Consider the following 22,412-nt stretch of genomic DNA (forward strand, 5'->3'; position numbering starts at 1 on the left):
CATACCCCCCTATAGTATATAACACTGGAGAATAAAATTTATCCGGTGAATGTGGGTGGAAAACGAAAAGGAAAATGTTTGGGCGCTAATCGGCAGGGAAGGCCGCCCTGGATAGCGGGCGGCAGAAGGAATCAAAATTTCCAGGTCAGATGAGCTGCGAGTTGCAAGCCGTCATAATCATCGGTTGGGGTGTCGTACCACACTTTACCTGCCGTCAGCCCCAAATTAAGTTGCTCTGTTAAAGGCTGAATACGCTGTAAACTGACGCTCTTCATACTGCCGTGTCGTGTCTCTGGCGACCAGTCATAAGTGTAAGCTCCGGTCCCGCGAGTTAGCCAAAGCTGGGTATAACCACCGCCGCGCGTATCGTTCAGGCGCAGGGAAATCATATTGCTGTAACTGCCGCCCGCATCGCTTGAGTCATAATGGGTATAGCGATAGCTGGTGATCACCGGGCCGGTATAAAGCGAAACGCCACCTTGCCAGGCATTAACGTCAACGTCATCGTAATATTTGGTGTAGCGATAACCGGTCGTGAACACCGTTTTTGGCAGCAGGGCCAGGTTAATATCCTGACGAAAATCCTGGCGGGCAAAGACCGGCGTATTATCTGCAAATGCAATACCTGTTCGGGTCGTCAGCCAGTTATTCCATTTATACCAGACAGCACCCTGGCCGCGTGTGGCATTGAAACTTTCAGTCTCGTAATCTCGACGTCCCTGGGAAAGATTGAAAAGCAGTGTTGCGTTTTCAACCTTTGCGATCAGTTCGGCATACGCTAAATTACGGTTACCATGATCGCCAGAATAATCGGTAAAATCGTAGCCTGCGGTAATAGATGTTAACCCGGCATAAGCGGGCAATGCGCTAAAGACTGCTGCCGCTAATAACGTCCGTTTTATCATTTTAAGCTCCTGTACGGATAAGTTCTTGCCGGAGTGAGTAATTTCCGGTAGGTAAATTACGTTCTACAATAACGCGTGGACCAAGCTGTGTATTCGGAGAAATAATTCGCCCCGGTAAAATAATAACCTGCACACCAAGTCGTGAACGCCGACCAATATAACAACCTAATTTATCGCATCCGGTAGCGATAGTACCTTCCGCGGTGCGAACCGATACTGGCTGTTCATCCAGACGATGATTACTGGTACGCACCAGCGCGCCTAAATATGCTCCGCTTGCTACCACCGAGTCGGCAATAAAACATTGCGGACCAATCGTTGCTTCCGCTTCAATAACCGCATTTTTTATTTCTGTGGCAAAACCAATTTTTACACCATTGCTGATTACCGTGTTGGGGCGAATAAAAGCATAATTGCCAATCAGGCAATTTGCGCCAATCACTACCGGTCCTTGAATCACTGCACCGTGGCAAATACGGGTATTGGTGCCAATAATAACTTCACCGGCACTCTCATCAATAATTACCTGGTCTGCAATCTGAATATTTTTCTCTTTAACATTAAGCTTCAGATAGCTTTTCAGTTCCTGCGACAGAAGAGTTGGAATAAGCGGTTGGCGCTTCCACCAGTGCGGAATAACGGGTGGGTTTGTCGCGCTGAGGTTCGCGTCCAGTAAAAAAGGCAATAAGTCCATAAATAATCCAGATGGCATAAGCTAATAATACATACACAACGGAAAAAGGCGCTAAAGGCACCAATAACCAGCAACGATGAAACCAGGCGCTAAAAGCACCAATAACACAAACTACGCCGACCCAGATAAGCGGAAACATTGCCAATATTACGCCATGTGGCCCGGTGGCGATGAATTCATTAAACCAGGTAGTGAGATAAATCCCACCGCCATAAAGCACAACCAGCAGCATGGGAAAAATACTGAATATGCCAAAGCGGCTAAATAAAAGTTTTTTATGTAGGCGCATACATACCGCGTAGCCCACAATCCAGCGCCGCCAGCGTCGCCATTCATCAAGCGGACTATTGCATTCCTGCGGATAAACGATGCAGCGATTCGCTTGACGAACACGGTAGCCATTAGCCACCAACGTCCAGGTAAGGTCGAGGTCTTCGACTTTGGTACGATCAGAGAAACCTAATTTACGCAGCACATCGGTGCGAAACATCCCGCAGGCTCCGCTGACAATAAACGGCGCACCGCCCAATAGTTGTTGTAGCGTGCGCTTCATAACAATCATTGGCAACTTCACCGTCGCGCGGATGTGCGGCAACAGGCCAGCGCCTTTTAACGCGGTGGAGGGAATGCCGCCTACGGCGTCAGCGCCGCGCTCAATTTCCGCCAACATATAGCCCATGCCGTTTTTATCGGGCGGGACGTAAGTATCGGCATCGCTTAAAAAAACCATGTCGCAGGTGGCGTAGTTGAGGCCATTCATTAGCGCACCGCCTTTACCGGTATTTTTTTGCGTGACGGCAACAAAGCGGTCGCCCCATTTACGTTTTACTTCTGCCATGACTGCTTCGGTATTATCAGTGGAGCCGTCGTTAACGCAAATTACCCGACAAAAATAAGGGTTGCGTAGCAGATTTTCCAGCGACTGTGCCAGACAAGGGCCTTCGTTATAGGCAGGAATAATTGCGTCAATACAGCCTTTTTTTTGGCTGGGTTTACGCCTTAACGTACTCAGGAACCATAGTAATATTGCTACGGCCATACATATAAAGATCCAGGTTTTCATGCAATCTGCTCAAAGAATCATTTTATGAATAACAAAGCCTTCACCCAGGTCGCTATTGACCTGTTGTCCGCGAAATTGTGCGACAGCACGCAAACGTTCCGGGCGCATATAATCACGCAGACTCTGACTTTTATGTTTTTGTAACGCGTTTAGTTTTATAGAAAAATATTTCTCTTCCACGGATTCAAAAACCTGGGGCATAAATGAAAGCCAGGTACTTGGCGTTTCGTAGCCGAGAATTTGAGGAATTGCCCGACAGGCCACCATTGACGCCTGATAAACGGCCAGATGATCCTGATGGCGGTCGGCATCATGCATGGTATAGACACGAATGATTTCAACATCAGACGGAATTTGAGACTTAATGATATTTTCCAGGGCGGTAATCATATCATTGAGATGTAAATGAGCACGGGTATCAGCAAAATTAAGATGAATAGTCTGCTGGCATCCTAATATCTTTAGGGCTTCGCGTGACTCTGCGTGGCGATCGATTATTCCATCTGTGCCAGAATTGCCGGTAGTCATAACTACGGCAGCAATATAAATCCCTTTTTGCGCAAGACGAGCGAGCGATGCGCCGCAGCCTAATTCTATATCGTCAGGGTGTGCGCCAATAGCAAGAATACCTTTCTTTTTATTTTTTGAAGAAAGGAGAGCAGAATTTAAAACCTTATCCACTTAATGACACTCCATTTTTAATTATTATACTACAAGCGCAGCGATACGCGCAGAGACGTAATCTCTGGCGCAAACAGACGTTAAAATTTATACGTAGTGAAAGTTGCTAATAACTTAGTGCCAGGATGCTATGAGGGCCTGAAAATCGACAGGGCAAAGTTTTTTTTACGTAGTTCATATGTTAGTTTTTTGTGTGTTTGCTATGTATAGTTATTTTCTTTTGCGCATTGTATTTAGATGTGAATTAGTTTGTCAATTAATTGCATTTAAAAAATATGTTCAATGAACGGATATTGTTTATATACATGTTGTGAATGTAATATGCGGTGGGTGAAAAACAATACAGTAGTATATTTAATGCGAATATAATAACTTTGTCATATATTTTGGTTTTAATAAAAATCAGAAGATAGTAAATCTCGTAATCTGACTTTTTATGCATCAATAAAATGCAGTACAGCAATTTCCCCGAGTTGTGGGATGATGCTAATTGCATAATTAACCTTTCCTTTGCTGTTTTTTTGCTAAGAATAAAATCATCTGTACCATAACGACTAATTCTTTTATCAAATGTCTTTGTCCGCGAATACTGCTCCCATAACAAGACAGGGGGAGCAGACAATCATGGCAATTTCATCGCGTAACACACTTCTTGCCGCACTGGCATTCATCGCTTTTCAGGCGCAGGCGGTGAACGTCACCGTGGCCTATCAAACCTCCGCCGAACCGGCGAAAGTCGCACAGGCTGATAACACCTTTGCCAAAGAGAGCGGGGCGACGGTGGACTGGCGTAAGTTTGACAGCGGGGCCAGCATCGTGCGGGCCTTGGCCTCGGGCGATGTGCAAATCGGTAATCTTGGTTCCAGCCCATTGGCGGTAGCTGCCAGCCAACAAGTGCCGATTGAAGTCTTCTTGCTGGCGTCAAAACTGGGCAACTCCGAGGCGTTGGTGGTAAAGAAAACCATCAGCAAACCGGAAGACTTGATTGGTAAACGTATCGCCGTGCCGTTTATCTCCACTACACACTACAGCCTGCTGGCGGCGCTGAAACACTGGGGCATTAAACCTGGGCAAGTGGAGATAGTGAACCTGCAGCCGCCCGCGATTATCGCCGCCTGGCAACGGGGAGATATCGATGGCGCTTATGTCTGGGCGCCTGCGGTTAACGCCCTGGAAAAAGACGGCAAGGTGCTGACCGATTCTGAACAGGTCGGGCAGTGGGGCGCGCCGACGCTGGACGTCTGGGTAGTGCGGAAAGATTTTGCCGAGAAACATCCAGAGGTAGTGAAAGCGTTCGCCAAAAGCGCCATCAATGCTCAGCAACCGTATATTGCTAACCCTGACGCTTGGCTGAAACAGTCGGAAAACATCAGCAAACTGGCGCGTTTAAGCGGCGTGCCGGAAGGCGATGTGCCGGGGCTGGTGAAGGGAAACACCTATCTGACGCCGCAGCAGCAAACGGCAGAACTGACCGGACCGGTGAATAAAGCGATCATCGACACTGCCCAGTTTTTGAAAGATCAGGGCAAAGTCCCCGCCGTGGCGAATGATTACAGCCAGTACGTTACCTCTCGCTTCGTGCAATAAAAGGAGGCGCAGATGCTGCAAATCTCTCATCTTTACGCCGATTATGGCGGCAAACCAGCACTGGAAGATATCAACCTGATGCTGGAAAGCCGCGAGCTGCTGGTTGTGCTGGGACCGTCCGGCTGCGGCAAAACCACGTTGCTGAATTTAATTGCTGGTTTTGTGCCTTATCAGCACGGCAGCATTCAACTGGCGGGCAAACACATTCAGGGACCGGGAGCAGAACGCGGCGTGGTTTTTCAGAATGAAGGATTGCTACCGTGGCGCAATGTGCAGGATAACGTGGCGTTCGGTCTGCAACTGGCGGGGATGGAGAAAATGCAGCGTCTGGAAATTGCTCTCCAGATGCTGAAAAAAGTAGGTCTGGAAGGCGCAGAAAAACGCTTCATCTGGCAGCTTTCTGGAGGCCAGCGTCAGCGAGTGGGGATTGCCCGCGCGCTGGCGGCAAATCCCCAACTGTTATTACTCGACGAGCCGTTTGGCGCGCTGGACGCCTTTACCCGAGACCAGATGCAAACCTTGTTGCTGAAACTCTGGCAGGAGACGGGCAAGCAGGTACTGTTGATTACTCACGATATAGAGGAAGCGGTGTTTATGGCGACCGAGCTGGTTCTGCTTTCGCCAGGGCCAGGGCGTGTGCTGGAGCGTCTTCCGCTCGACTTCGCTCGCCGTTTTGTTGCGGGAGAATCGAGTCGCAGCATCAAGTCCGATCCGCAGTTTATTGCCATTCGCGAATATGTTTTAAGCCGCGTATTTGAGCAACGGGAGGCGTTCTCATGAGTGTGCTCATTAACGAAAAACTGCATTCGAGTCGGTTGAAATGGCGCTGGCCGCTCTCACGGCAAGTGACCTTAAGCATTGGTACGTTAGCGGTTTTACTCGCCGTTTGGTGGACGGTGGCGGCGCTGCAACTGATTAGCCCGCTGTTTTTGCCGCCGCCGCAACAGGTACTGGAAAAACTGCTCACCATTGCCGGACCGCAAGGTTTTATGGACGCCACGCTGTGGCAGCATCTGGTTGCCAGCCTGACGCGCATTATGCTGGCGCTATTTGCAGCGGTGTTGATCGGTATTCCGGTCGGGATCGCGATGGGACTTAGCCCTACGGTACGCGGCATTCTGGATCCGGTAATCGAGCTTTATCGTCCGGTGCCGCCGCTGGCCTATTTGCCGCTGATGGTGATCTGGTTTGGTATTGGCGAGACGTCGAAGATCTTACTGATCTATTTAGCGATTTTTGCACCGGTGGCGATGTCGGCGCTGGCGGGGGTGAAAAGCGTGCAGCAGGTTCGCATTCGTGCCGCGCAGTCGCTGGGGGCCAGCCGTATACAGGTGCTGTGGTTTGTCATTTTGCCTGGCGCGCTGCCGGAAATCCTCACCGGATTACGCATTGGTCTGGGGGTGGGCTGGTCTACGTTGGTGGCGGCGGAGTTGATTGCCGCAACGCGAGGCTTAGGTTTTATGGTCCAGTCAGCAGGTGAATTCCTCGCGACTGACGTGGTGCTGGCGGGGATCGCGGTGATTGCGATTATCGCCTTTCTTTTAGAACTGGGTCTGCGTGCGTTACAACGCCGCCTGACGCCCTGGCATGGAGAAGTACAATGAGTGAACGTCTGAGCATTACCCCGCTGGGGCCGTATATTGGCGCACAAATTTCGGGTGCCGACCTGACGCGCCCGTTAAGCGATAATCAGTTTGAACAGCTTTACCATGCGGTGCTGCGTCATCAGGTGGTTTTTCTGCGTGAACAGGCGATAACGCCACAGCAGCAACGTGCGCTGGCTCAGCGTTTTGGCGAACTGCATATTCATCCTGTTTATCCTCATGCCGAAGGGGTTAACGAGATCATCGTACTGGACACCCATAACGATAATCCGCCGGATAACGACAACTGGCACACCGATGTGACATTTATTGAGACGCCGCCCGCAGGGGCGATTCTCGCAGCGAAAGAGTTGCCATCGACCGGTGGCGATACGCTCTGGACCAGCGGTATTGCGGCCTATGAGGCGCTTTCTGTTCCTCTCCGCCAGCTTTTGAGCGGGCTGCGCGCGGAGCATGATTTCCGTAAATCGTTCCCGGAATACAAGTACCGCAAAACCGAAGAGGAACATCAACGTTGGCGCGAGGCGGCCGCGAAAAATCCGCCGTTGTTACATCCAGTGGTGCGTACGCATCCGGTGAGCGGCAAACAGGCGCTGTTTGTTAATGAAGGATTTACCACGCGAATTGTTGATGTCAGCGAGAAAGAGAGCGAAGCCTTGTTAGGCTTTTTGTTTGCCCATATCACCAAACCGGAGTTTCAGGTGCGTTGGCGCTGGCAACCGAATGATATTGCGATTTGGGATAATCGCGTGACTCAGCATTATGCGAATGCCGATTATTTGCCGCAGCGGCGTATTATGCATCGCGCGACGATTCTCGGGGATAAACCGTTTTATCGGGCGGGGTGAAGGGGAAATGCCGGGTTGGGATAACCCGGCATAATGATCATTAACGCAGAATATTCTTCTCAGCCAGATCCAGCGCAAAGTAGCTGAAAATCAGATCCGCACCCGCACGCTTAATCGAACCTAAGCTTTCGAGCACCACTTTCTCTTCATCTATAGCACCTGCCAGCGCGGCGAATTTAATCATCGCGTACTCGCCGCTCACCTGATACGCGCCAATCGGCAATTCAGTACGTTCACGCAGCTCACGCACGATGTCGAGGTACGCGCCAGCTGGTTTAACCATCAGGCAGTCTGCGCCCTGGGCTTCATCCAGCAGTGACTCACGAATCGCCTCACGACGGTTCATTGGGTTCATCTGATAGCTTTTGCGATCGCCTTTTAATGCGCTTCCGGCCGCTTCACGGAACGGACCATAAAAGGAGGAGGCGAACTTGGTCGAATACGACATGATCGCGGTGTCGGTAAAGCCCGCGGCGTCCAGCGCCTGGCGAATCGCTTGCACCTGACCGTCCATTGCAGCGGAAGGGGCGATGAAGTCAGCACCGGCAGCAGCTGCAACCACCGCTTGTTTGCCTAAATTCACCAGAGTTGCGTCGTTGTCGACACCGTGATCGCACAACACGCCGCAGTGTCCGTGAGAAGTGTATTCACAGAAACAGGTGTCTGACATGACGATCATTTCAGGCACGGTCTGCTTGCAGATGCGCGACATACGCGCCACCAGACCATCTTCCCGCCAGGCATCACTGCCGGTTTCATCAGTATGGTGAGAGATGCCGAAAGTCATCACCGAACGAATACCGGCGTTGGCGATGCGTTCGATTTCACGCGCCAGATGTTTCTCTGGAATGCGCATCACGCCGGGCATAGCTTCAACGGCTTTGTAGTCGTCAATTTCTTCTTCAACAAAGATCGGCAACACCAGGTCGTTAAGGCTAAGTGTTGTCTCTTCAAACATAGCGCGCAGCGCAGGAGATTTGCGCAGGCGACGAGGGCGTTGGATTAAATCTGTCATGGTCTGCCTGATGTTTGTGGAATTAAGGTGCACAGTATACCTGATGCTGGGCGGGAGTGTTTTACGAAAGTTGTCGCGATGTTGATAAGAAGAGAACGAAAGAGAGGTCAGGACATCTTTGTAATAGAAATAGCAATGATTTTATATTCACTGCAAATATTTTTAATTTTTATTTATAATCCTCAATTATTGTTTTTGTTGATTTGGTTGAGCTGTCAAAAATTGAATGGATTAAAGTTCATTGTTTATTGATAAATTATTTATCTGGTTTGTGGTTTTGATATTTTTAGAAACTATGCTTCAAAATTAATGTTTTCATTAACGTGTTGAAATGCTGTGTTTTTGTCAGTTTTTTCTTTGCGTGTGTAGATGTTTTTTATATATGTCCACAATCGGACTTAGGGGAAAGAATAATTGAACCATTCCTCTATAACGCCGCATAATCGTAAACGCGAAACATAAGATGTTTTCTATGCATTGATAATTGATGGATCAACTTATTACGTCCCTGAGGAGGGATGACAAATGCACTCCTGGAAAAAGAAACTTGTAGTATCACAATTAGCATTGGCTTGCACTCTGGCTATCACCTCTCAGGCTAATGCAGCGACCAACGATATTTCTGGTCAAACTTACAATACTTTTCATCACTACAACGACGCCACCTATGTTGATGGCGTTTACTATGATGGTTATGTAGGTTGGAATAACTATGCCACAGATAGCTATTACAACGGCGATATCTACCCGGTCATTAATAACGCTACCGTTAACGGCGTGATTTCTACCTACTATCTGGATGACGGTATTTCTACCAATACCAACGCCAATAGTCTGACAATCAAAAACAGCACTATTCACGGTATGATTTACTCCGAGTGCATGACCAAAGACGGTTGTGCAGATCGCGCGAATGATTACTATCATGATCGTCTGGCGCTGACTGTTGATAATTCAACAATCGACGACAACTACGAACACTACACATATAACGGCACCTACAATAATGCCGCTGATACTCATGTTGTAGACGTTTATAACATTGGTACGGCTATCACTCTGGATCAGGAAGTTGATCTGTCCATCACTAATAACTCTCACGTAGCAGGTATTACACTGGCTCAGGGTTATGAGTGGGAAGATATCGACGACAACACTGTCAGCACTGGTGTAAACAGCAGCGAAGTATTTAATAATACCATCACTGTTAAAGATTCTACCGTGACCTCTGGTTCATGGACTGATGAAGGTACTACTGGTTGGTTTGGTAATACCGGTAATGCCAGTGATTACAATGGTAATGGCTGGAATGCTGATGATATCGCATTAGCCGTTATTGCACATCCTGATGCTGATAACGCTATGCAGACCACTGCAACATTCGATAATTCCACACTGATGGGTGATGTATTCTTCTCAAGTAACTTTGATGAGAACTTCTTCCCACATGGTCGTGATAGCTATCGTGATGCTGACGGTGATGTAGATACTAACGGTTGGGATGGTACCGATCGCTTGGATCTGACCCTGAACAATGGTAGCAAGTGGGTTGGTGCGGCAATGTCTGCACATCAGGTTGGTGTTGATATTGATGGCGATGGTGTAAATGAATCTTATACCTATGATATCAATACCGAAGCCACTGCCACTCTGATCGACATCGCAGCTAACAGCCTGTGGCCTTTATCAACAGTGGGCGTGGAAAACAGCGACTCTGCATACAGCGAATTTGATCACATCATCGGTAATGAAGTTTACCAGAGCGGTCTGTTCAATGTGACCTTGAACACCGGTTCACAGTGGGATACCACCAAAACTTCTCTGATCGACACTCTGAGCATCAACAGTGGTTCAACTGTTAATGTTGCTGATTCAATGCTGATTTCTGACTCTATCTCTCTGACAGGTCTTTCTGCGCTGAACATCAACGAAGATGGTCACGTTGCAACTGATTCACTGACTATCGACAACAGTACCGTAACCATCTCTGATGAAGTTTCTGCTGGTTGGGCTGTAGGTGATGCAGCTCTGTATGCGAACAACATCAAAGTGACTAACGACGGTATTCTGGATGTAGGTAACACCGCGGCGAATGCTCTTCAGGTTGATACTCTGAACCTGACCAGCACCACTGATACCAGTGGTAACATTCACGCTGGTGTATTCAACATCGAAAGCAACCGCTTCGTACTTGATGCAGACCTGACCAACGACCGTACCAACGACACTACCAAGTCAAACTACGGTTATGGCTTAATCGCAATGAACTCTGATGGTCACCTGACTATTAACGGTAACGGCGATAACGATAACACTGCTTCTATCGAAGCTGGTCAGAACGAAGTTGATAACAATGGTGACCATGTTGCAGCTGCAACCGGTAACTACAAAGTTCGTATCGACAACGCTACTGGTGCTGGTTCTATCGCTGACTACAACGGCAACGAGCTGATCTACGTTAACGATAAAAACAGCAATGCTACCTTCTCTGCTGCTAACAAAGCTGACCTGGGTGCATACACCTACGAAGCTCGTCAGGAAGGTAACACCGTTGTTCTGCATCAGACCGAACTGACTGACTACGCTAACATGGCGCTGAGCATCCCGTCTGCAAACACCAATATCTGGAACCTGGAACAAGACACCGTTGGTACTCGTTTGACCAACTCTCGTCATGGTCTGGCTGATAACGGCGGCGCATGGGTAAGCTACTTCGGTGGTAACTTCAACGGCAACAACGGTACCATTGACTACGATCAGGATGTTAACGGCATCATGGTCGGTGTTGATACCAAAATTGATGGTAACAACGCTAAGTGGATCGTCGGTGCGGCTGCAGGCTTCGGTAAAGGCGACATGAATGACCGTTCTGGTCAGGTGGATCAAGACAGCCAGTCTGCCTACATCTACTCTTCTGCTCGCTTCGCGAACAACATCTTTGTTGATGGTAGCTTGAGCTACTCTCACTTCAACAACGATCTGTCTGCAACCATGAGCAACGGTACTTACGTTGACGGTAGCACCAACTCTGACGCATGGGGCTTCGGTTTGAAAGCCGGTTACGACTTCAAACTGGGTGATGCTGGTTACGTAACTCCTTACGGCAGCATTTCTGGTCTGTTCCAGTCTGGTGATGACTACCAGCTGAGCAACGACATGAAAGTTGACGGTCAGTCTTACGACAGCATGCGTTATGAACTGGGTGTAGATGCAGGTTATACCTTCACTTACAGCGAAGACCAGGCTCTGACTCCGTACTTCAAACTGGCTTACGTCTACGACGACTCTAACAACGATAACGATGTGAACGGCGATTCCATCGATAACGGTACTGAAGGGTCTGCGGTACGTGTTGGTCTGGGGGCTCAGTTCAGCTTCACCAAGAACTTCAGCGCCTATACCGATGCTAACTACCTCGGTGGTGGTGACGTAGATCAAGATTGGTCCGCGAACGTGGGTGTTAAATATACCTGGTAATATTCTTCACTCTGAAGAAATACTGGTAATTTAATCTAAATAATGCCCGTCAAGGATTTGACGGGCATTACTGCAAAGGACGCGCAAATGTTATCTGTAGTTAAACCTCTTCAGGAATTTGGTAAGCTCGATAAATGTTTGTCCAGATACGGCACGCGCTTCGAGTTTAATAATGAAAAACAAGTCATATTCTCCAGTGATGTAAACAGCGAAGACACATTCGTTATTTTAGAAGGTGTTATCTCTCTCCGTAGAGAAGAAAACGTACTTATCGGTATTACGCAAGCCCCTTATATTATGGGACTGACTGATGGTTTAATGAAAAACGATATACCATACAAATTAATATCAGAAGGAAACTGTACGGGATATCATCTACCAGCCAAACAAACCATTACTCTTATTGAACAAAATCAACTCTGGCGTGACGCTTTTTACTGGTTAGCCTGGCAAAATAAAATCCTGGAATTACGCGACGTTCAACTCATTGGGCATAATTCCTACGAGCAAATCCGTGCGACATTATTATCAATGATTGATTGGAATGATGAATTACGATCACGCATTGGCGTAATGAATTATATCCATCAACGTACACGCATATCACGTTCCGTCGTGGCAGAAGTTCTTGCGGCTTTACGCAAGGGCGGCTATATCGAAATGAATAAAGGCAAACTGGTCGCTATCAACCGTTTGCCTTCAGAGTATTAATCAGGAAGCGGGAATGACCATCGGTTTATTCCCGCTAAGTTCGGTCACCAAATCATTGATGCCATCGCTCATATTTTTAAACCGTGTTAATGGTGAGCGGGTCACGACCACAAACGCACCGATATTTTTTTGCGGGATCATCGCCATATAGGTAATGAAACCACCGCCACCACCGGTCTTCTGAATAATACCCGGACGTCCATCCTTCGGTGCCATATACACCCAGCCTAAACCGAGAGCATCCGCTCTGCCTGGCACATCCATGCCAATCACTTTCGTAAACTGTGCACGCTGATAAATCAGCGTCTGCATGCGATCCGCCTGGTGACTGCGCTGATAAAAATCAGAAGACAAATATTGCTGCATCCAGCGCATCATATCGCCAGGTGTGGAATAAACGCCGCCGCTGCCAATGGCCGCCAGCGTATTGTTACACGGACTGGCACCGCGCTCGGCAACCATCAAACGGCGGCACTGGTCCGGCGATGGTGTGTAGGTGGTGTCTTTCATCCCCAGCGGACGGGTAATTTGCTCTTCAAACAACTGGGTATAAGGCTTGCCGGAAGCATTCGCCAGCGCATCCGCCAGCAGGTCGAACGCAAGGTTGGAGTACGCGGCCTGGCTGCCTGGCGCGGCTTTTAGCTTCGCCGTAGAAAGATATTTCCAGCGTTGCTCTCGCGTCGGCCAGACAAACACCGGACGATTTGCCGCGCCACCGGGCTGTTCACGGGGCAGGGCGCTGGTGTGGGTTGCCAGATTCACCAATGTGATGGGGGCTCCGTTATAAGTTGGCACGCGTGCGCCTGGCGGGGCATATTTACTCAGTGGATCGTTTAACTTCACTGTCCCCTGGTCCAGCAATTTCACCAGCATCTCACTGGTCATCAACTTGGTGAGCGAAGCAATACGTACTACTGAATCCAACTGCGGGCGAACGTTATTACCAGGGCGAGTTTCGCCATAACTGCGAAAGACACGCTGATTACCGTCGATAACGACCAGCGCCATCCCGGTGGCACCGCTGCCGTAAAAAATATGATCGGCATAGCGATCAACAATATCAGAGGCGAATTCAGGTTCGGCGATAGGTTGCGCCGCGTGGACAGAGGTCAATGACGCCGCACACAGCACGGCAGAAAAAAGCAGACTACGTTTCAACGGTGGTGTCCATAAATTAAATGAAGGTAACTGAGCGTATTTATACTACTCGTTGATGGATTGCAAAGCGCAAATTAGTGCAATAATAGTGTTAAAAACGTAACGGCGCGTAAACACGATCTTTTTCCTGCTCACCAATGTCTGCATTTGTGATCCTGTTCGTGTTAATGCGCTTATGTAAACAATCCTTTGTTTGTGAAATCCGTCGAAACAATTCTTCCCGTCAGGAGGACGAACTAAGCGCCCCGCGGCTGGTCACAATGGGCGGTTTCATTTGGCTGATTCTTTGAAGCGGCCATGCGGTTAATACACAGCAGTTGCTAAAACGATAAGAAGCTAGCAGGAGAGCATATGTTTAAGTCTTTTTTCCCAAAACCGGGAGCCTTTTTTCTCTCGGCCTTTGTTTGGGCATTGATTGCCGTCATCTTCTGGCAAGCCGGAGGCGGTGACTGGGTTGCCCACATCACCGGGGCTTCTGGGCAGATACCGATTAGCGCTGCCCGTTTCTGGTCGTTAGACTTCTTGGTTTTTTACGCTTATTACATTGTTTGCGTAGGACTTTTCGCGCTGTTCTGGTTTATCTACAGCCCACATCGTTGGCAATACTGGTCAATACTCGGCACTGCGCTAATTATCTTCGTGACCTGGTTTCTGGTGGAAGTTGGGGTTGCAGTTAACGCCTGGTATGCACCGTTTTATGACCTGATTCAAACCGCGCTCAGTTCGCCGCATAAAGTGACCATCGAACAGTTTTATCGCGAAGTGGGCGTCTTTCTGGGGATAGCACTGATCGCGGTGGTTATCAGTGTGTTGAACAATTTCTTTGTCAGCCACTATGTGTTTCGCTGGCGTACGGCGATGAACGAATACTACATGGCGAACTGGCAGCAACTGCGCCATATCGAAGGGGCCGCGCAGCGTGTGCAGGAAGACACCATGCGTTTTGCTTCAACGCTTGAGAATATGGGCGTCAGCTTTATTAATGCCATCATGACGCTGATCGCCTTCTTGCCGGTGTTGGTGACGCTCTCCGCGCACGTGCCAGAGTTGCCGATTGTGGGGCACATTCCGTATGGTTTGGTGATTGCCGCGATTATCTGGTCGCTGATGGGGACCGGATTACTGGCGGTTGTGGGGATCAAACTGCCGGGACTTGAGTTTAAAAACCAGCGAGTAGAAGCAGCTTACCGTAAAGAGCTGGTCTATGGTGAAGACGACGCCACGCGTGCGACACCGCCAACGGTGCGCGAGTTGTTCAGCGCGGTACGGAAGAACTATTTCCGCCTCTATTTTCACTATATGTATTTCAACATCGCCCGCATTCTCTACCTGCAGGTCGATAACGTTTTCGGTTTGTTCTTGCTGTTTCCGTCGATTGTTGCCGGTACGATTACGCTCGGCCTGATGACCCAAATCACCAACGTTTTTGGTCAGGTTCGCGGCGCTTTCCAGTATCTGATTAACTCATGGACCACGCTGGTCGAGTTGATGTCGATCTACAAACGTCTGCGCAGCTTTGAACATGAACTGGATAATGACAAAATTCAGGAAGTAACCCATACATTGAGTTAAAAAGGAGAGGTAATGTCGCGAGTCAACCATCTGTCTTCGCTTTCGTTGTTGGCGGTTCTGGTTTTAGCGGGGTGTAGCAGTCAGGCGCCACAGCCGTTGAAAAAGGGCGAAAAAGCGATAGATGTGGCGAGCGTGGTGCGGCAGAAGTTACCCGCCAGCGTAAAAGACCGCGATGCCTGGGCGAAAGATCTTGCCACCACTTTTGAAAGCCAGGGGCTGGCACCGACACTGGAAAATGTCTGCTCGGTGCTGGCGGTGGCGCAACAGGAGTCAAATTATCAGGCGGATCCGGTCGTTCCTGGATTAAGTAAAATCGCCTGGCAAGAGATTGACCGCCGCGCCGAACGAATGCACATTCCTGCTTTTCTGGTTCATACCGCGCTAAAAATCAAATCGCCGAACGGCAAAAGCTACAGCGAACGGTTAGATTCCGTGCGCACGGAAAAGCAGTTGAGTGCAATTTTTGACGATCTGATCAGCATGGTGCCGATGGGGCAGACGCTGTTTGGTTCGCTTAACCCGGTGCGCACCGGTGGGCCGATGCAGGTCAGCATTGCTTTTGCCGAACAGCATACCAGGGGGTATCCGTGGAAAATGGACGGTACGGTACGTCAGGAGGTCTTCAGTCGTCGCGGCGGATTATGGTTCGGGACTTACCATTTACTCAATTATCCTGCCAGCTATAGCGCGCCGATTTTCCGTTTCGCCGATTTTAATGCCGGTTGGTACGCCAGTCGTAATGCCGCGTTTCAGAATGCGGTCAGCAAAGCCAGCGGCGTGAAGCTGGCGCTGGATGGTGATTTGATTCGTTATGACAGTAAAGAGCCGGGTAAAACAGAACTGGCGACGCGTAAGCTGGCGGGCAAACTGGGAATGAGCGACAGCGAAATTCGTCGTCAGCTCGAGAAAGGGGATAGTTTCTCTTTTGAAGAGACGGCGTTGTATAAGAAGGTTTATCAACTCGCCGAAGCGAAAACGGGTAAATCGCTACCGCGAGAAATGTTGCCCGGTATTCAACTGGAAAGCCCGAAAATCACCCGTAACCTTACCACCGCATGGTTTGCGAAGCGCGTCGATGAAAGACGAGCGCGCTGTATGAGGCCGTGACCAATAGGTAATCGTAGGCCAGATGTTTACGTCGCATCTGGCAAAATAAATCTTACTGGCGGCGATGTCGCCAGTGCAGCCACACCGCAACCACCGCAAAGATGAAGCAGCCAACCAAAAACGGGATCAGCCCGAAAATGGTGCCGACTCCCAGACCAATTTCCACTCGTGGGCGGCCTGTCTCCTGGACCTGCATTAAACGCTCATAGACACCTGGCGCATGCACCAACAAATTCAGCAATTGCGCCCCAGCCCAAAAGCAAAACAGCACAAACAATGCATAGGCAATGTTGCCAGGCGTTGAAGAGGCATCGCGATATTTTCCGCTAAACAGCGATTTTGACAGGGTGAAATCAGCCATAAAAACCTCCGGAAGTCATCTGCTTCTCTTCTGGTGTGATACCAGCGGCTTATGGCAAGTCTGACAGGTCATTGGGATTGTCAATATCAGAATCATGGTAAATTGATGTTGGGAATATTCCCGAAGCGAGAATCTTCGTCATGACTCACAAAATTGCAACCTTAAGTTAAATTTCTTAACGGTTCTGGAAATGCTGTCTACACCACAGACGGATGTTGCAGAATATGCAAGGATGTTGTTTTTCGTTAACGGAGCTGCCATGAATCTGCCTGTAAAAATCCGCCGCGACTGGCATTACTATGCGTTCGCCATTGGCCTTATATTCATTCTTAATGGCGTGGTGGGGTTGCTGGGGTTTGAAGCAAAAGGCTGGCAGACCTACGCGGTGGGGCTGGTGACGTGGGTGATTAGCTTCTGGCTGGCGGGACTGATTATTCGCCGTCGCGATGACGATACTGAAAACGCCCAATAACAGTGGATTGGGCGGTCGGGAATGCTGACAAATTGCGCCGGATGCGGCGTGAACGCCTTATCCGCTTACGAAAATCTGGTTGGCCTGTCAGGCAATCTTACGTTTGCCATTAGTATTAAACGCCCAATAAAAATATTACCGGGCGTTTGAATATTACATGGTGGTTTTCAATGCGTTATCCGCTGCGTGACGCTCCAACGCCAGCTCAATCAAACGTGTGATCAGGTCGGTGTAGCCCAGACCACTGGCTTGCCACAGCTTCGGATACATACTGATGTTAGTGAACCCTGGCAGCGTGTTGATCTCGTTGATCACCACCTCGTTTTTCGGCGTTAAAAAGACGTCTACACGCGCCATGCCAGCACATCCCAACGCCTGGTAAGCCTGAACGGCAATCGCCCGAATCTTATCGTTGATTTCCAGCGCAATGTCCGCAGGAACCACCACTTTCGCGCCATCTTCGTCAATGTACTTGGTGTCGTAGGCGTAGAAATCGCTGGTCAGTACGATCTCGCCACAGGTACTGGCTTGCGGATTGTCATTACCCAGAACCGCACATTCGATCTCACGACCTTTGATCCCTTGCTCAACGATCACTTTGTGATCGAATTCGAACGCCAGATCGACAGCAAGGGCATACTGCTCTTCGCTGGTCACTTTGCTGACGCCAACAGAGGAACCCTGATTAGCTGGTTTTACAAACAGCGGCAACCCAAGTTTAGACTTCACTTCGGCGAAGCTGATTTTGTGGCGATTGGCGCGCGTCAGGGTAATAAATGGCGCGATGTTCAATCCAGCGTCACGCAGCAGACGTTTGGTGACGTCTTTATCCATGCATGCAGCAGAAGCCAGAACATCGGAACCGACAAACGGTAGATTGGCGACCCGCAGCATTCCCTGTAAGGAACCATCTTCACCCAACGTACCGTGGACAATTGGGAAAATGACATCCACCGTCGGCAACGGCTGGCCGTTCTGCGCATCAATAAGTTGCTGTTCATGTTTACCCGGCACCTGCGCGAGACTGGTGGCCGAAGGGCGCAGCGCAATATGGGCAGGATCGTCTGCGTTCAGCAAATAATTGCTGGCATCGCTGACGTGCCATTGCCCTTGTTTATCAATGCCCAGCAGCACAACGTCAAAGCGACTTTTATCAATGGCATCGACAATGTTTTTTGCCGATTGCAGAGACACTTCATGTTCTGCTGACTTTCCACCAAAAACGATTCCTACCCGCAGTTTTTCCATCTTAAAAACCTATCCCGTAGAACACAAAGAGCATACATTACCACGACAAAACGGGGGATTCGCGGCCTTCTGACAGTTTGTTGCAATCTTCTGCTGATAAACCGTGCAGCTTGCGGGGTAAGATTCATCGCTGACTAAATTATGTGCGTAAGATCACAAAAATGATGAACGGGAAACTAATTTATTCCTGGTGTGAATTGCAGCCTGGATGGTTATTATACGTAATAATAAGTTAACCAAGAGTATATATTCCATAACTTTTTATTATAAAAAACATTAATAATTGTATACCTATATTTTATGTGTGGAATTATTTAAAAATAGAGAAACGTTTCGCTGATAAATGTGAAAAAAATATTTGCTAAAATTATTTCCTCTGTCATAAAAATACTACATCAAGACTCTATGCAGTTGTGAAACATAATGTTAACTTCTCCATACTTTGGATAAGGAAATACAGATATGAAAAATCTCATTGCTGAGTTGTTATTTAAGCTTGCCCAAAAGGAAGAGGAGTCGAAAGAATTGTGCGCGCAGGTCGAAGCACTAGAGATTATCGTTACTGCGATGCTTCGCAATATGGCGCAAAATGACCAACAGCGGTTGATTGATCAGGTTGAAGGGGCGCTATACTCGGTAAAGCCCGATGCCAGCATTCCTGATGACGATACGGAGCTGCTGCGCGATTACGTAAAGAAGTTATTGAGGCATCCTCGTCAGTAAAAAGTTAAGCCCTCCAACAGTTGTCATAATGCTGTCATGCCAGAGACTTATAGTCGCTTTGTTTTTATTTTTTAATGTATTTGTACATGGAGAAAATAAAGTGAAACAAAGCACTATTGCACTGGCTCTCTTGCCGTTACTGTTTACCCCTGTTACTAAAGCCCGGACCCCAGAGATGCCAATTCTGGAAAACCGGGCGGCACAGGGGGATATTACCGCGCCTGGCGGCGCTCGCCGATTAACGAGCGATCAGACCGCTGCCTTACGCGATTCTCTTAGCGATAAACCCGCGAAAAATATTATTTTATTGATTGGTGATGGGATGGGGGATTCGGAAATCACTGCCGCACGCAATTATGCTGAAGGCGCGGGCGGTTTTTTTAAAGGGATCGATGCCTTGCCGCTTACCGGACAATACACCCATTATGCGCTGGATAAAAAAACCGGAAAACCAGACTACGTGACCGACTCCGCAGCGTCTGCAACGGCCTGGTCAACTGGCGTCAAAACGTATAACGGCGCGCTGGGTGTCGATATTCATGAAAAAGATCATCCAACGATTCTGGAATTGGCAAAAGCCGCAGGGCTGGCGACCGGCAACGTTTCAACGGCTGAAATACAGGATGCCACTCCCGCCGCGCTAGTGGCACATGTGACCTCGCGCAAATGCTATGGTCCGAGCGTTACCAGCGAAAAATGCCCGAGCAACGCGCTGGAAAAAGGTGGAAAAGGATCGATTACTGAACAACTGCTTAACGCCCGTGCAGATGTTACGCTAGGCGGCGGCGCAAAAACCTTTGCTGAAACGGCTACCGCCGGTGAATGGCAGGGAAAAACGCTGCGTGAACAGGCGCAGGCGCGTGGTTATCAGTTAGTCAGCGATACCGCATCGCTGAATGCGGTGACGGAAGCGAACCAGCAAAAACCCCTGCTTGGGCTGTTTGCTGACGGCAATATGCCAGTGCGCTGGCAAGGACCGAAAGCAACGTACCACGGTAATATCGATAAGCCCGCAGTCACCTGCACCCCGAATCCGCAACGCAATGACAGTGTGCCTACGCTGGCGCAGATGACCGATAAAGCCATTGAACTACTGAGCAAAAATGAGAAAGGATTCTTCCTGCAAGTTGAAGGTGCGTCGATCGATAAACAGGATCACGCCGCGAATCCTTGTGGCCAAATTGGCGAAACGGTAGATCTCGATGAAGCCGTACAGCGGGCGCTGGAATTTGCCAAAAAGGATGGCAACACACTGGTGGTGGTCACCGCTGACCACGCCCACGCCAGCCAGATTGTCGCGCCAGATACCAAAGCGCCGGGTCTGACTCAGGCGTTAAACACCAAAGATGGCGCAGTGATGGTGATGAGTTACGGGAACTCCGAAGAGGATTCACAAGAGCATACCGGTAGCCAGTTGCGTATTGCTGCATATGGTCCGCACGCTGCGAATGTGGTTGGTTTGACCGATCAGACCGATCTCTTCTACACCATGAAAGCTGCACTGGGGCTGAAATAACACCGAACCCGGCGGCTAATTTTGGCTGTCGGGTGGTTTTTTTGCTGTTAGCAACCAGACTTAAAAGCAGATCAAGGGCGCAAACGCTCCTGGTTAAAATGTGAAGAGGGATGGTGCTATGAAAATAACATTACTGGTTACCCTGCTATTCGGCCTGGTTTTTTTAACCACTGTCGGCGCTGCCGAGAGAACGTTAACCCCACAACAACAGCGTATGACCTCCTGTAATCAACAGGCGACAGCGCAGGCGTTGAAAGGAGATGCCCGTAAGACATACATGAGTGATTGCCTGAAGAACAGCAAATCTGCGCCCGGTGAAAAGAGTTTGACGCCGCAGCAGCAGAAGATGCGCGAATGTAATAGTCAGGCGACGCAGCAATCTCTGAAAGGTGATGATCGTAATAAGTTTATGAGTACTTGCCTCAAGAAAGCCGCGTAAAACCTATAGTGCTAACGGGTGAGTTAAGAAAATGGCTCACCCGAAATATCATACTCCCGCCTTTCGCCCCATCTCTATAATTTGGGAAAATTGTTTCTGAATGTTCCCAAAAATAATGAATGATGAAAATTTTTTCAAAAAAGCGGCGGCACACGGGGAGATACCACCATTAGCTCCTCAAAACGAACATCAGCGATCCGGGCTGCGCTTCGCCCGTCGCGTCAGACTACCGCGAGCGGTAGGACTGGCTGGGATGTTCTTACCAATCGCCTCGACGTTGGTTTCGCACCCGCTGTCAGGCTGGTGGTGGCTGGTGTTGGTTGGCTGGGCATTTGTCTGGCCGCATTTAGCCTGGCAGTTGGCGAGCAGGGCCGTTGATCCGCTTGGCCGGGAAATATACAACTTAAAAACTGATGCAGTGTTAGCCGGTATGTGGGTAGGCGTGATGGGCGTAAACGTGCTGCCTTCGATCGCAATGCTGATGATTATGTGCCTGAATTTGATGGGGGCAGGGGGCCCCCGTCTGTTTGTCGCCGGTTTGGTGTTGATGGTCGTTTCCTGCCTTGTCACACTCGAACTCACGGGGATCACGGTGTCGCTCAAGAGTGCGCCGCTGGAATGGTGGCTCTCCCTTCCCATTATCGTCATTTATCCTCTGCTGTTTGGCTGGGTCAGCTACCAGACAGCGACCAAACTGGCTGAACATAAACGACGATTGCAGGTCATGAGTACCCGCGACGGCATGACGGGCGTTTACAACCGGCGTCACTGGGAAATCATGCTACGTAATGAGTTTGATAACTGTCGCCGACACAATCGCGATGCGACGCTATTGATTATTGATATCGACCATTTTAAGAGTATCAACGATACATGGGGTCACGATGTCGGTGATGAAGCAATCGTTGCCCTTACCCGACAGTTACAAATTACCCTGCGTGGCAGCGATGTGATTGGTCGTTTTGGTGGTGATGAATTTGCGGTGATTATGTCAGGTACGCCAGCCGAAAACGCCATTACTGCCATGTTACGTGTACATGAAGGATTAAATGCATTACGCCTGCCAAATACGCCGCAGGTGATATTACGGATAAGCGTCGGTATCGCGCCGCTGAATCCGCAAATGAGTCACTACCGTGAGTGGCTGAAATCGGCTGATATGGCGCTCTACAAAGCAAAGAGAGCCGGACGTAACCGTACTGAAGTGGCGGCCTGACGTCCGGCGAGAGTC

Annotated in this window: 21 protein-coding genes; 13 read left to right on the plus strand and 8 right to left on the minus strand. The window is 49.2% G+C overall.

Annotated features, from left to right (window positions below):
- Positions 1 to 131: 131 nt before the first annotated feature.
- From FEK42_RS10170 to FEK42_RS10185, 4 genes are read right to left on the minus strand one after another with little or no spacing between them, the layout of a single operon-like run.
- Positions 132 to 905, minus strand: a complete 774-nt coding sequence (locus FEK42_RS10170; protein WP_130206153.1) for a YaiO family outer membrane beta-barrel protein — start codon at positions 903 to 905, stop codon at positions 132 to 134.
- Position 906: 1 nt separating this feature from the next.
- Positions 907 to 1,500: an acetyltransferase gene (locus FEK42_RS10175; protein ID WP_240783125.1), complete on the minus strand. Its 594-nt coding sequence runs from the start codon at positions 1,498 to 1,500 to the stop codon at positions 907 to 909.
- Positions 1,466 to 2,662, minus strand: coding sequence for a glycosyltransferase family 2 protein (locus FEK42_RS10180; protein WP_135492489.1), 1,197 nt, complete (start codon positions 2,660 to 2,662; stop codon positions 1,466 to 1,468). The genes FEK42_RS10175 and FEK42_RS10180 overlap by 35 nt, the downstream gene beginning before the upstream one ends.
- A 9-nt stretch (positions 2,663 to 2,671) precedes the next feature.
- Positions 2,672 to 3,343 carry a PIG-L deacetylase family protein gene (locus FEK42_RS10185; RefSeq protein WP_130258522.1) on the minus strand — a complete coding sequence of 224 codons (672 nt, stop codon included), beginning with the start codon at positions 3,341 to 3,343 and terminating at the stop codon, positions 2,672 to 2,674.
- A gap of 624 nt (positions 3,344 to 3,967) precedes the next feature.
- On the opposite strand from FEK42_RS10185, the gene tauA reads away from it, so the two are divergent.
- The 4 genes from tauA to tauD are packed head-to-tail and all read left to right on the plus strand — an operon-like array spanning position 3,968 to position 7,382.
- Positions 3,968 to 4,930 carry a taurine ABC transporter substrate-binding protein gene (gene tauA / locus FEK42_RS10190; protein ID WP_130206159.1) on the plus strand — a complete coding sequence of 321 codons (963 nt, stop codon included), beginning with the start codon at positions 3,968 to 3,970 and terminating at the stop codon, positions 4,928 to 4,930.
- 12 nt (positions 4,931 to 4,942) lie between these two features.
- Complete coding sequence (tauB, locus tag FEK42_RS10195) at positions 4,943 to 5,710, plus strand: taurine ABC transporter ATP-binding subunit (RefSeq protein ID WP_130206161.1); 768 nt, start codon at positions 4,943 to 4,945, stop codon at positions 5,708 to 5,710.
- Positions 5,707 to 6,534, plus strand: a complete 828-nt coding sequence (tauC, locus tag FEK42_RS10200; protein WP_135492491.1) for a taurine ABC transporter permease TauC — start codon at positions 5,707 to 5,709, stop codon at positions 6,532 to 6,534. The genes tauB and tauC overlap by 4 nt, the downstream gene beginning before the upstream one ends.
- A complete protein-coding gene (tauD, locus tag FEK42_RS10205; protein WP_135492493.1) occupies positions 6,531 to 7,382 on the plus strand; it encodes a taurine dioxygenase in 852 nt (283 codons plus the stop codon). The genes tauC and tauD overlap by 4 nt, the downstream gene beginning before the upstream one ends.
- A 40-nt stretch (positions 7,383 to 7,422) precedes the next feature.
- Here tauD and hemB read toward each other — a convergent pair whose 3' ends face one another.
- A complete protein-coding gene (gene hemB, locus FEK42_RS10210; protein ID WP_135492495.1) occupies positions 7,423 to 8,397 on the minus strand; it encodes a porphobilinogen synthase in 975 nt (324 codons plus the stop codon).
- 525 nt (positions 8,398 to 8,922) lie between these two features.
- Between hemB and ehaB the strand changes: the two genes are divergently transcribed.
- Positions 8,923 to 11,874: an autotransporter adhesin EhaB gene (ehaB, locus tag FEK42_RS10215; RefSeq protein WP_135492497.1), complete on the plus strand. Its 2,952-nt coding sequence runs from the start codon at positions 8,923 to 8,925 to the stop codon at positions 11,872 to 11,874.
- Between the two features lie 87 nt (positions 11,875 to 11,961).
- Positions 11,962 to 12,585: a hydrogen peroxide resistance inhibitor IprA gene (iprA, locus tag FEK42_RS10220; RefSeq protein ID WP_130206171.1), complete on the plus strand. Its 624-nt coding sequence runs from the start codon at positions 11,962 to 11,964 to the stop codon at positions 12,583 to 12,585.
- Here the strand turns inward: iprA and ampH are convergent, their stop codons facing one another.
- The gene (ampH, locus tag FEK42_RS10225) at positions 12,586 to 13,743 is read right to left on the minus strand and encodes a D-alanyl-D-alanine-carboxypeptidase/endopeptidase AmpH (protein WP_130258527.1); all 1,158 of its coding nucleotides are present in this window, start codon (positions 13,741 to 13,743) and stop codon (positions 12,586 to 12,588) included. It abuts the gene before it with no gap.
- Between the two features lie 351 nt (positions 13,744 to 14,094).
- On the opposite strand from ampH, the gene sbmA reads away from it, so the two are divergent.
- The gene (gene sbmA / locus FEK42_RS10230) at positions 14,095 to 15,315 is read left to right on the plus strand and encodes a peptide antibiotic transporter SbmA (RefSeq protein ID WP_130215390.1); all 1,221 of its coding nucleotides are present in this window, start codon (positions 14,095 to 14,097) and stop codon (positions 15,313 to 15,315) included.
- A gap of 12 nt (positions 15,316 to 15,327) precedes the next feature.
- Positions 15,328 to 16,422 carry a surface-exposed outer membrane lipoprotein YaiW gene (gene yaiW, locus FEK42_RS10235; RefSeq protein WP_135490874.1) on the plus strand — a complete coding sequence of 365 codons (1,095 nt, stop codon included), beginning with the start codon at positions 15,328 to 15,330 and terminating at the stop codon, positions 16,420 to 16,422.
- 52 nt (positions 16,423 to 16,474) lie between these two features.
- Here yaiW and FEK42_RS10240 read toward each other — a convergent pair whose 3' ends face one another.
- Entirely contained in the window at positions 16,475 to 16,783 is a 309-nt protein-coding gene (locus tag FEK42_RS10240) for a YaiY family protein (protein WP_064527077.1), read from the minus strand.
- Positions 16,784 to 17,042: 259 nt separating this feature from the next.
- Here FEK42_RS10240 and FEK42_RS10245 point away from each other — a divergent pair, with 259 nt between their 5' ends.
- Positions 17,043 to 17,255, plus strand: a complete 213-nt coding sequence (locus FEK42_RS10245; RefSeq protein WP_130237775.1) for a DUF2754 domain-containing protein — start codon at positions 17,043 to 17,045, stop codon at positions 17,253 to 17,255.
- Positions 17,256 to 17,408: 153 nt separating this feature from the next.
- Here FEK42_RS10245 and ddlA read toward each other — a convergent pair whose 3' ends face one another.
- Positions 17,409 to 18,503 (minus strand): D-alanine--D-alanine ligase, encoded by a 1,095-nt coding sequence (gene ddlA / locus FEK42_RS10250; RefSeq protein WP_135492499.1) that lies wholly within the window; start codon positions 18,501 to 18,503, stop codon positions 17,409 to 17,411.
- A 462-nt stretch (positions 18,504 to 18,965) separates the two neighbouring features.
- Here ddlA and iraP point away from each other — a divergent pair, with 462 nt between their 5' ends.
- From iraP to adrA, 4 genes are all read left to right on the plus strand, one after another.
- Positions 18,966 to 19,226, plus strand: coding sequence for an anti-adapter protein IraP (gene iraP, locus FEK42_RS10255; protein WP_064527081.1), 261 nt, complete (start codon positions 18,966 to 18,968; stop codon positions 19,224 to 19,226).
- Between the two features lie 100 nt (positions 19,227 to 19,326).
- Positions 19,327 to 20,742: an alkaline phosphatase gene (gene phoA, locus FEK42_RS10260; protein ID WP_130260321.1), complete on the plus strand. Its 1,416-nt coding sequence runs from the start codon at positions 19,327 to 19,329 to the stop codon at positions 20,740 to 20,742.
- 118 nt (positions 20,743 to 20,860) lie between these two features.
- Positions 20,861 to 21,181: a phosphate starvation-inducible protein PsiF gene (psiF, locus tag FEK42_RS10265; protein ID WP_130206185.1), complete on the plus strand. Its 321-nt coding sequence runs from the start codon at positions 20,861 to 20,863 to the stop codon at positions 21,179 to 21,181.
- Between the two features lie 100 nt (positions 21,182 to 21,281).
- Positions 21,282 to 22,397, plus strand: a complete 1,116-nt coding sequence (adrA, locus tag FEK42_RS10270; RefSeq protein ID WP_130260319.1) for a diguanylate cyclase AdrA — start codon at positions 21,282 to 21,284, stop codon at positions 22,395 to 22,397.
- Positions 22,398 to 22,412: the final 15 nt, after the last annotated feature.

The organism is Escherichia sp. E2748, assembly GCF_005781125.1.
Taxonomy (GTDB): Bacteria; Pseudomonadota; Gammaproteobacteria; order Enterobacterales; family Enterobacteriaceae; genus Escherichia.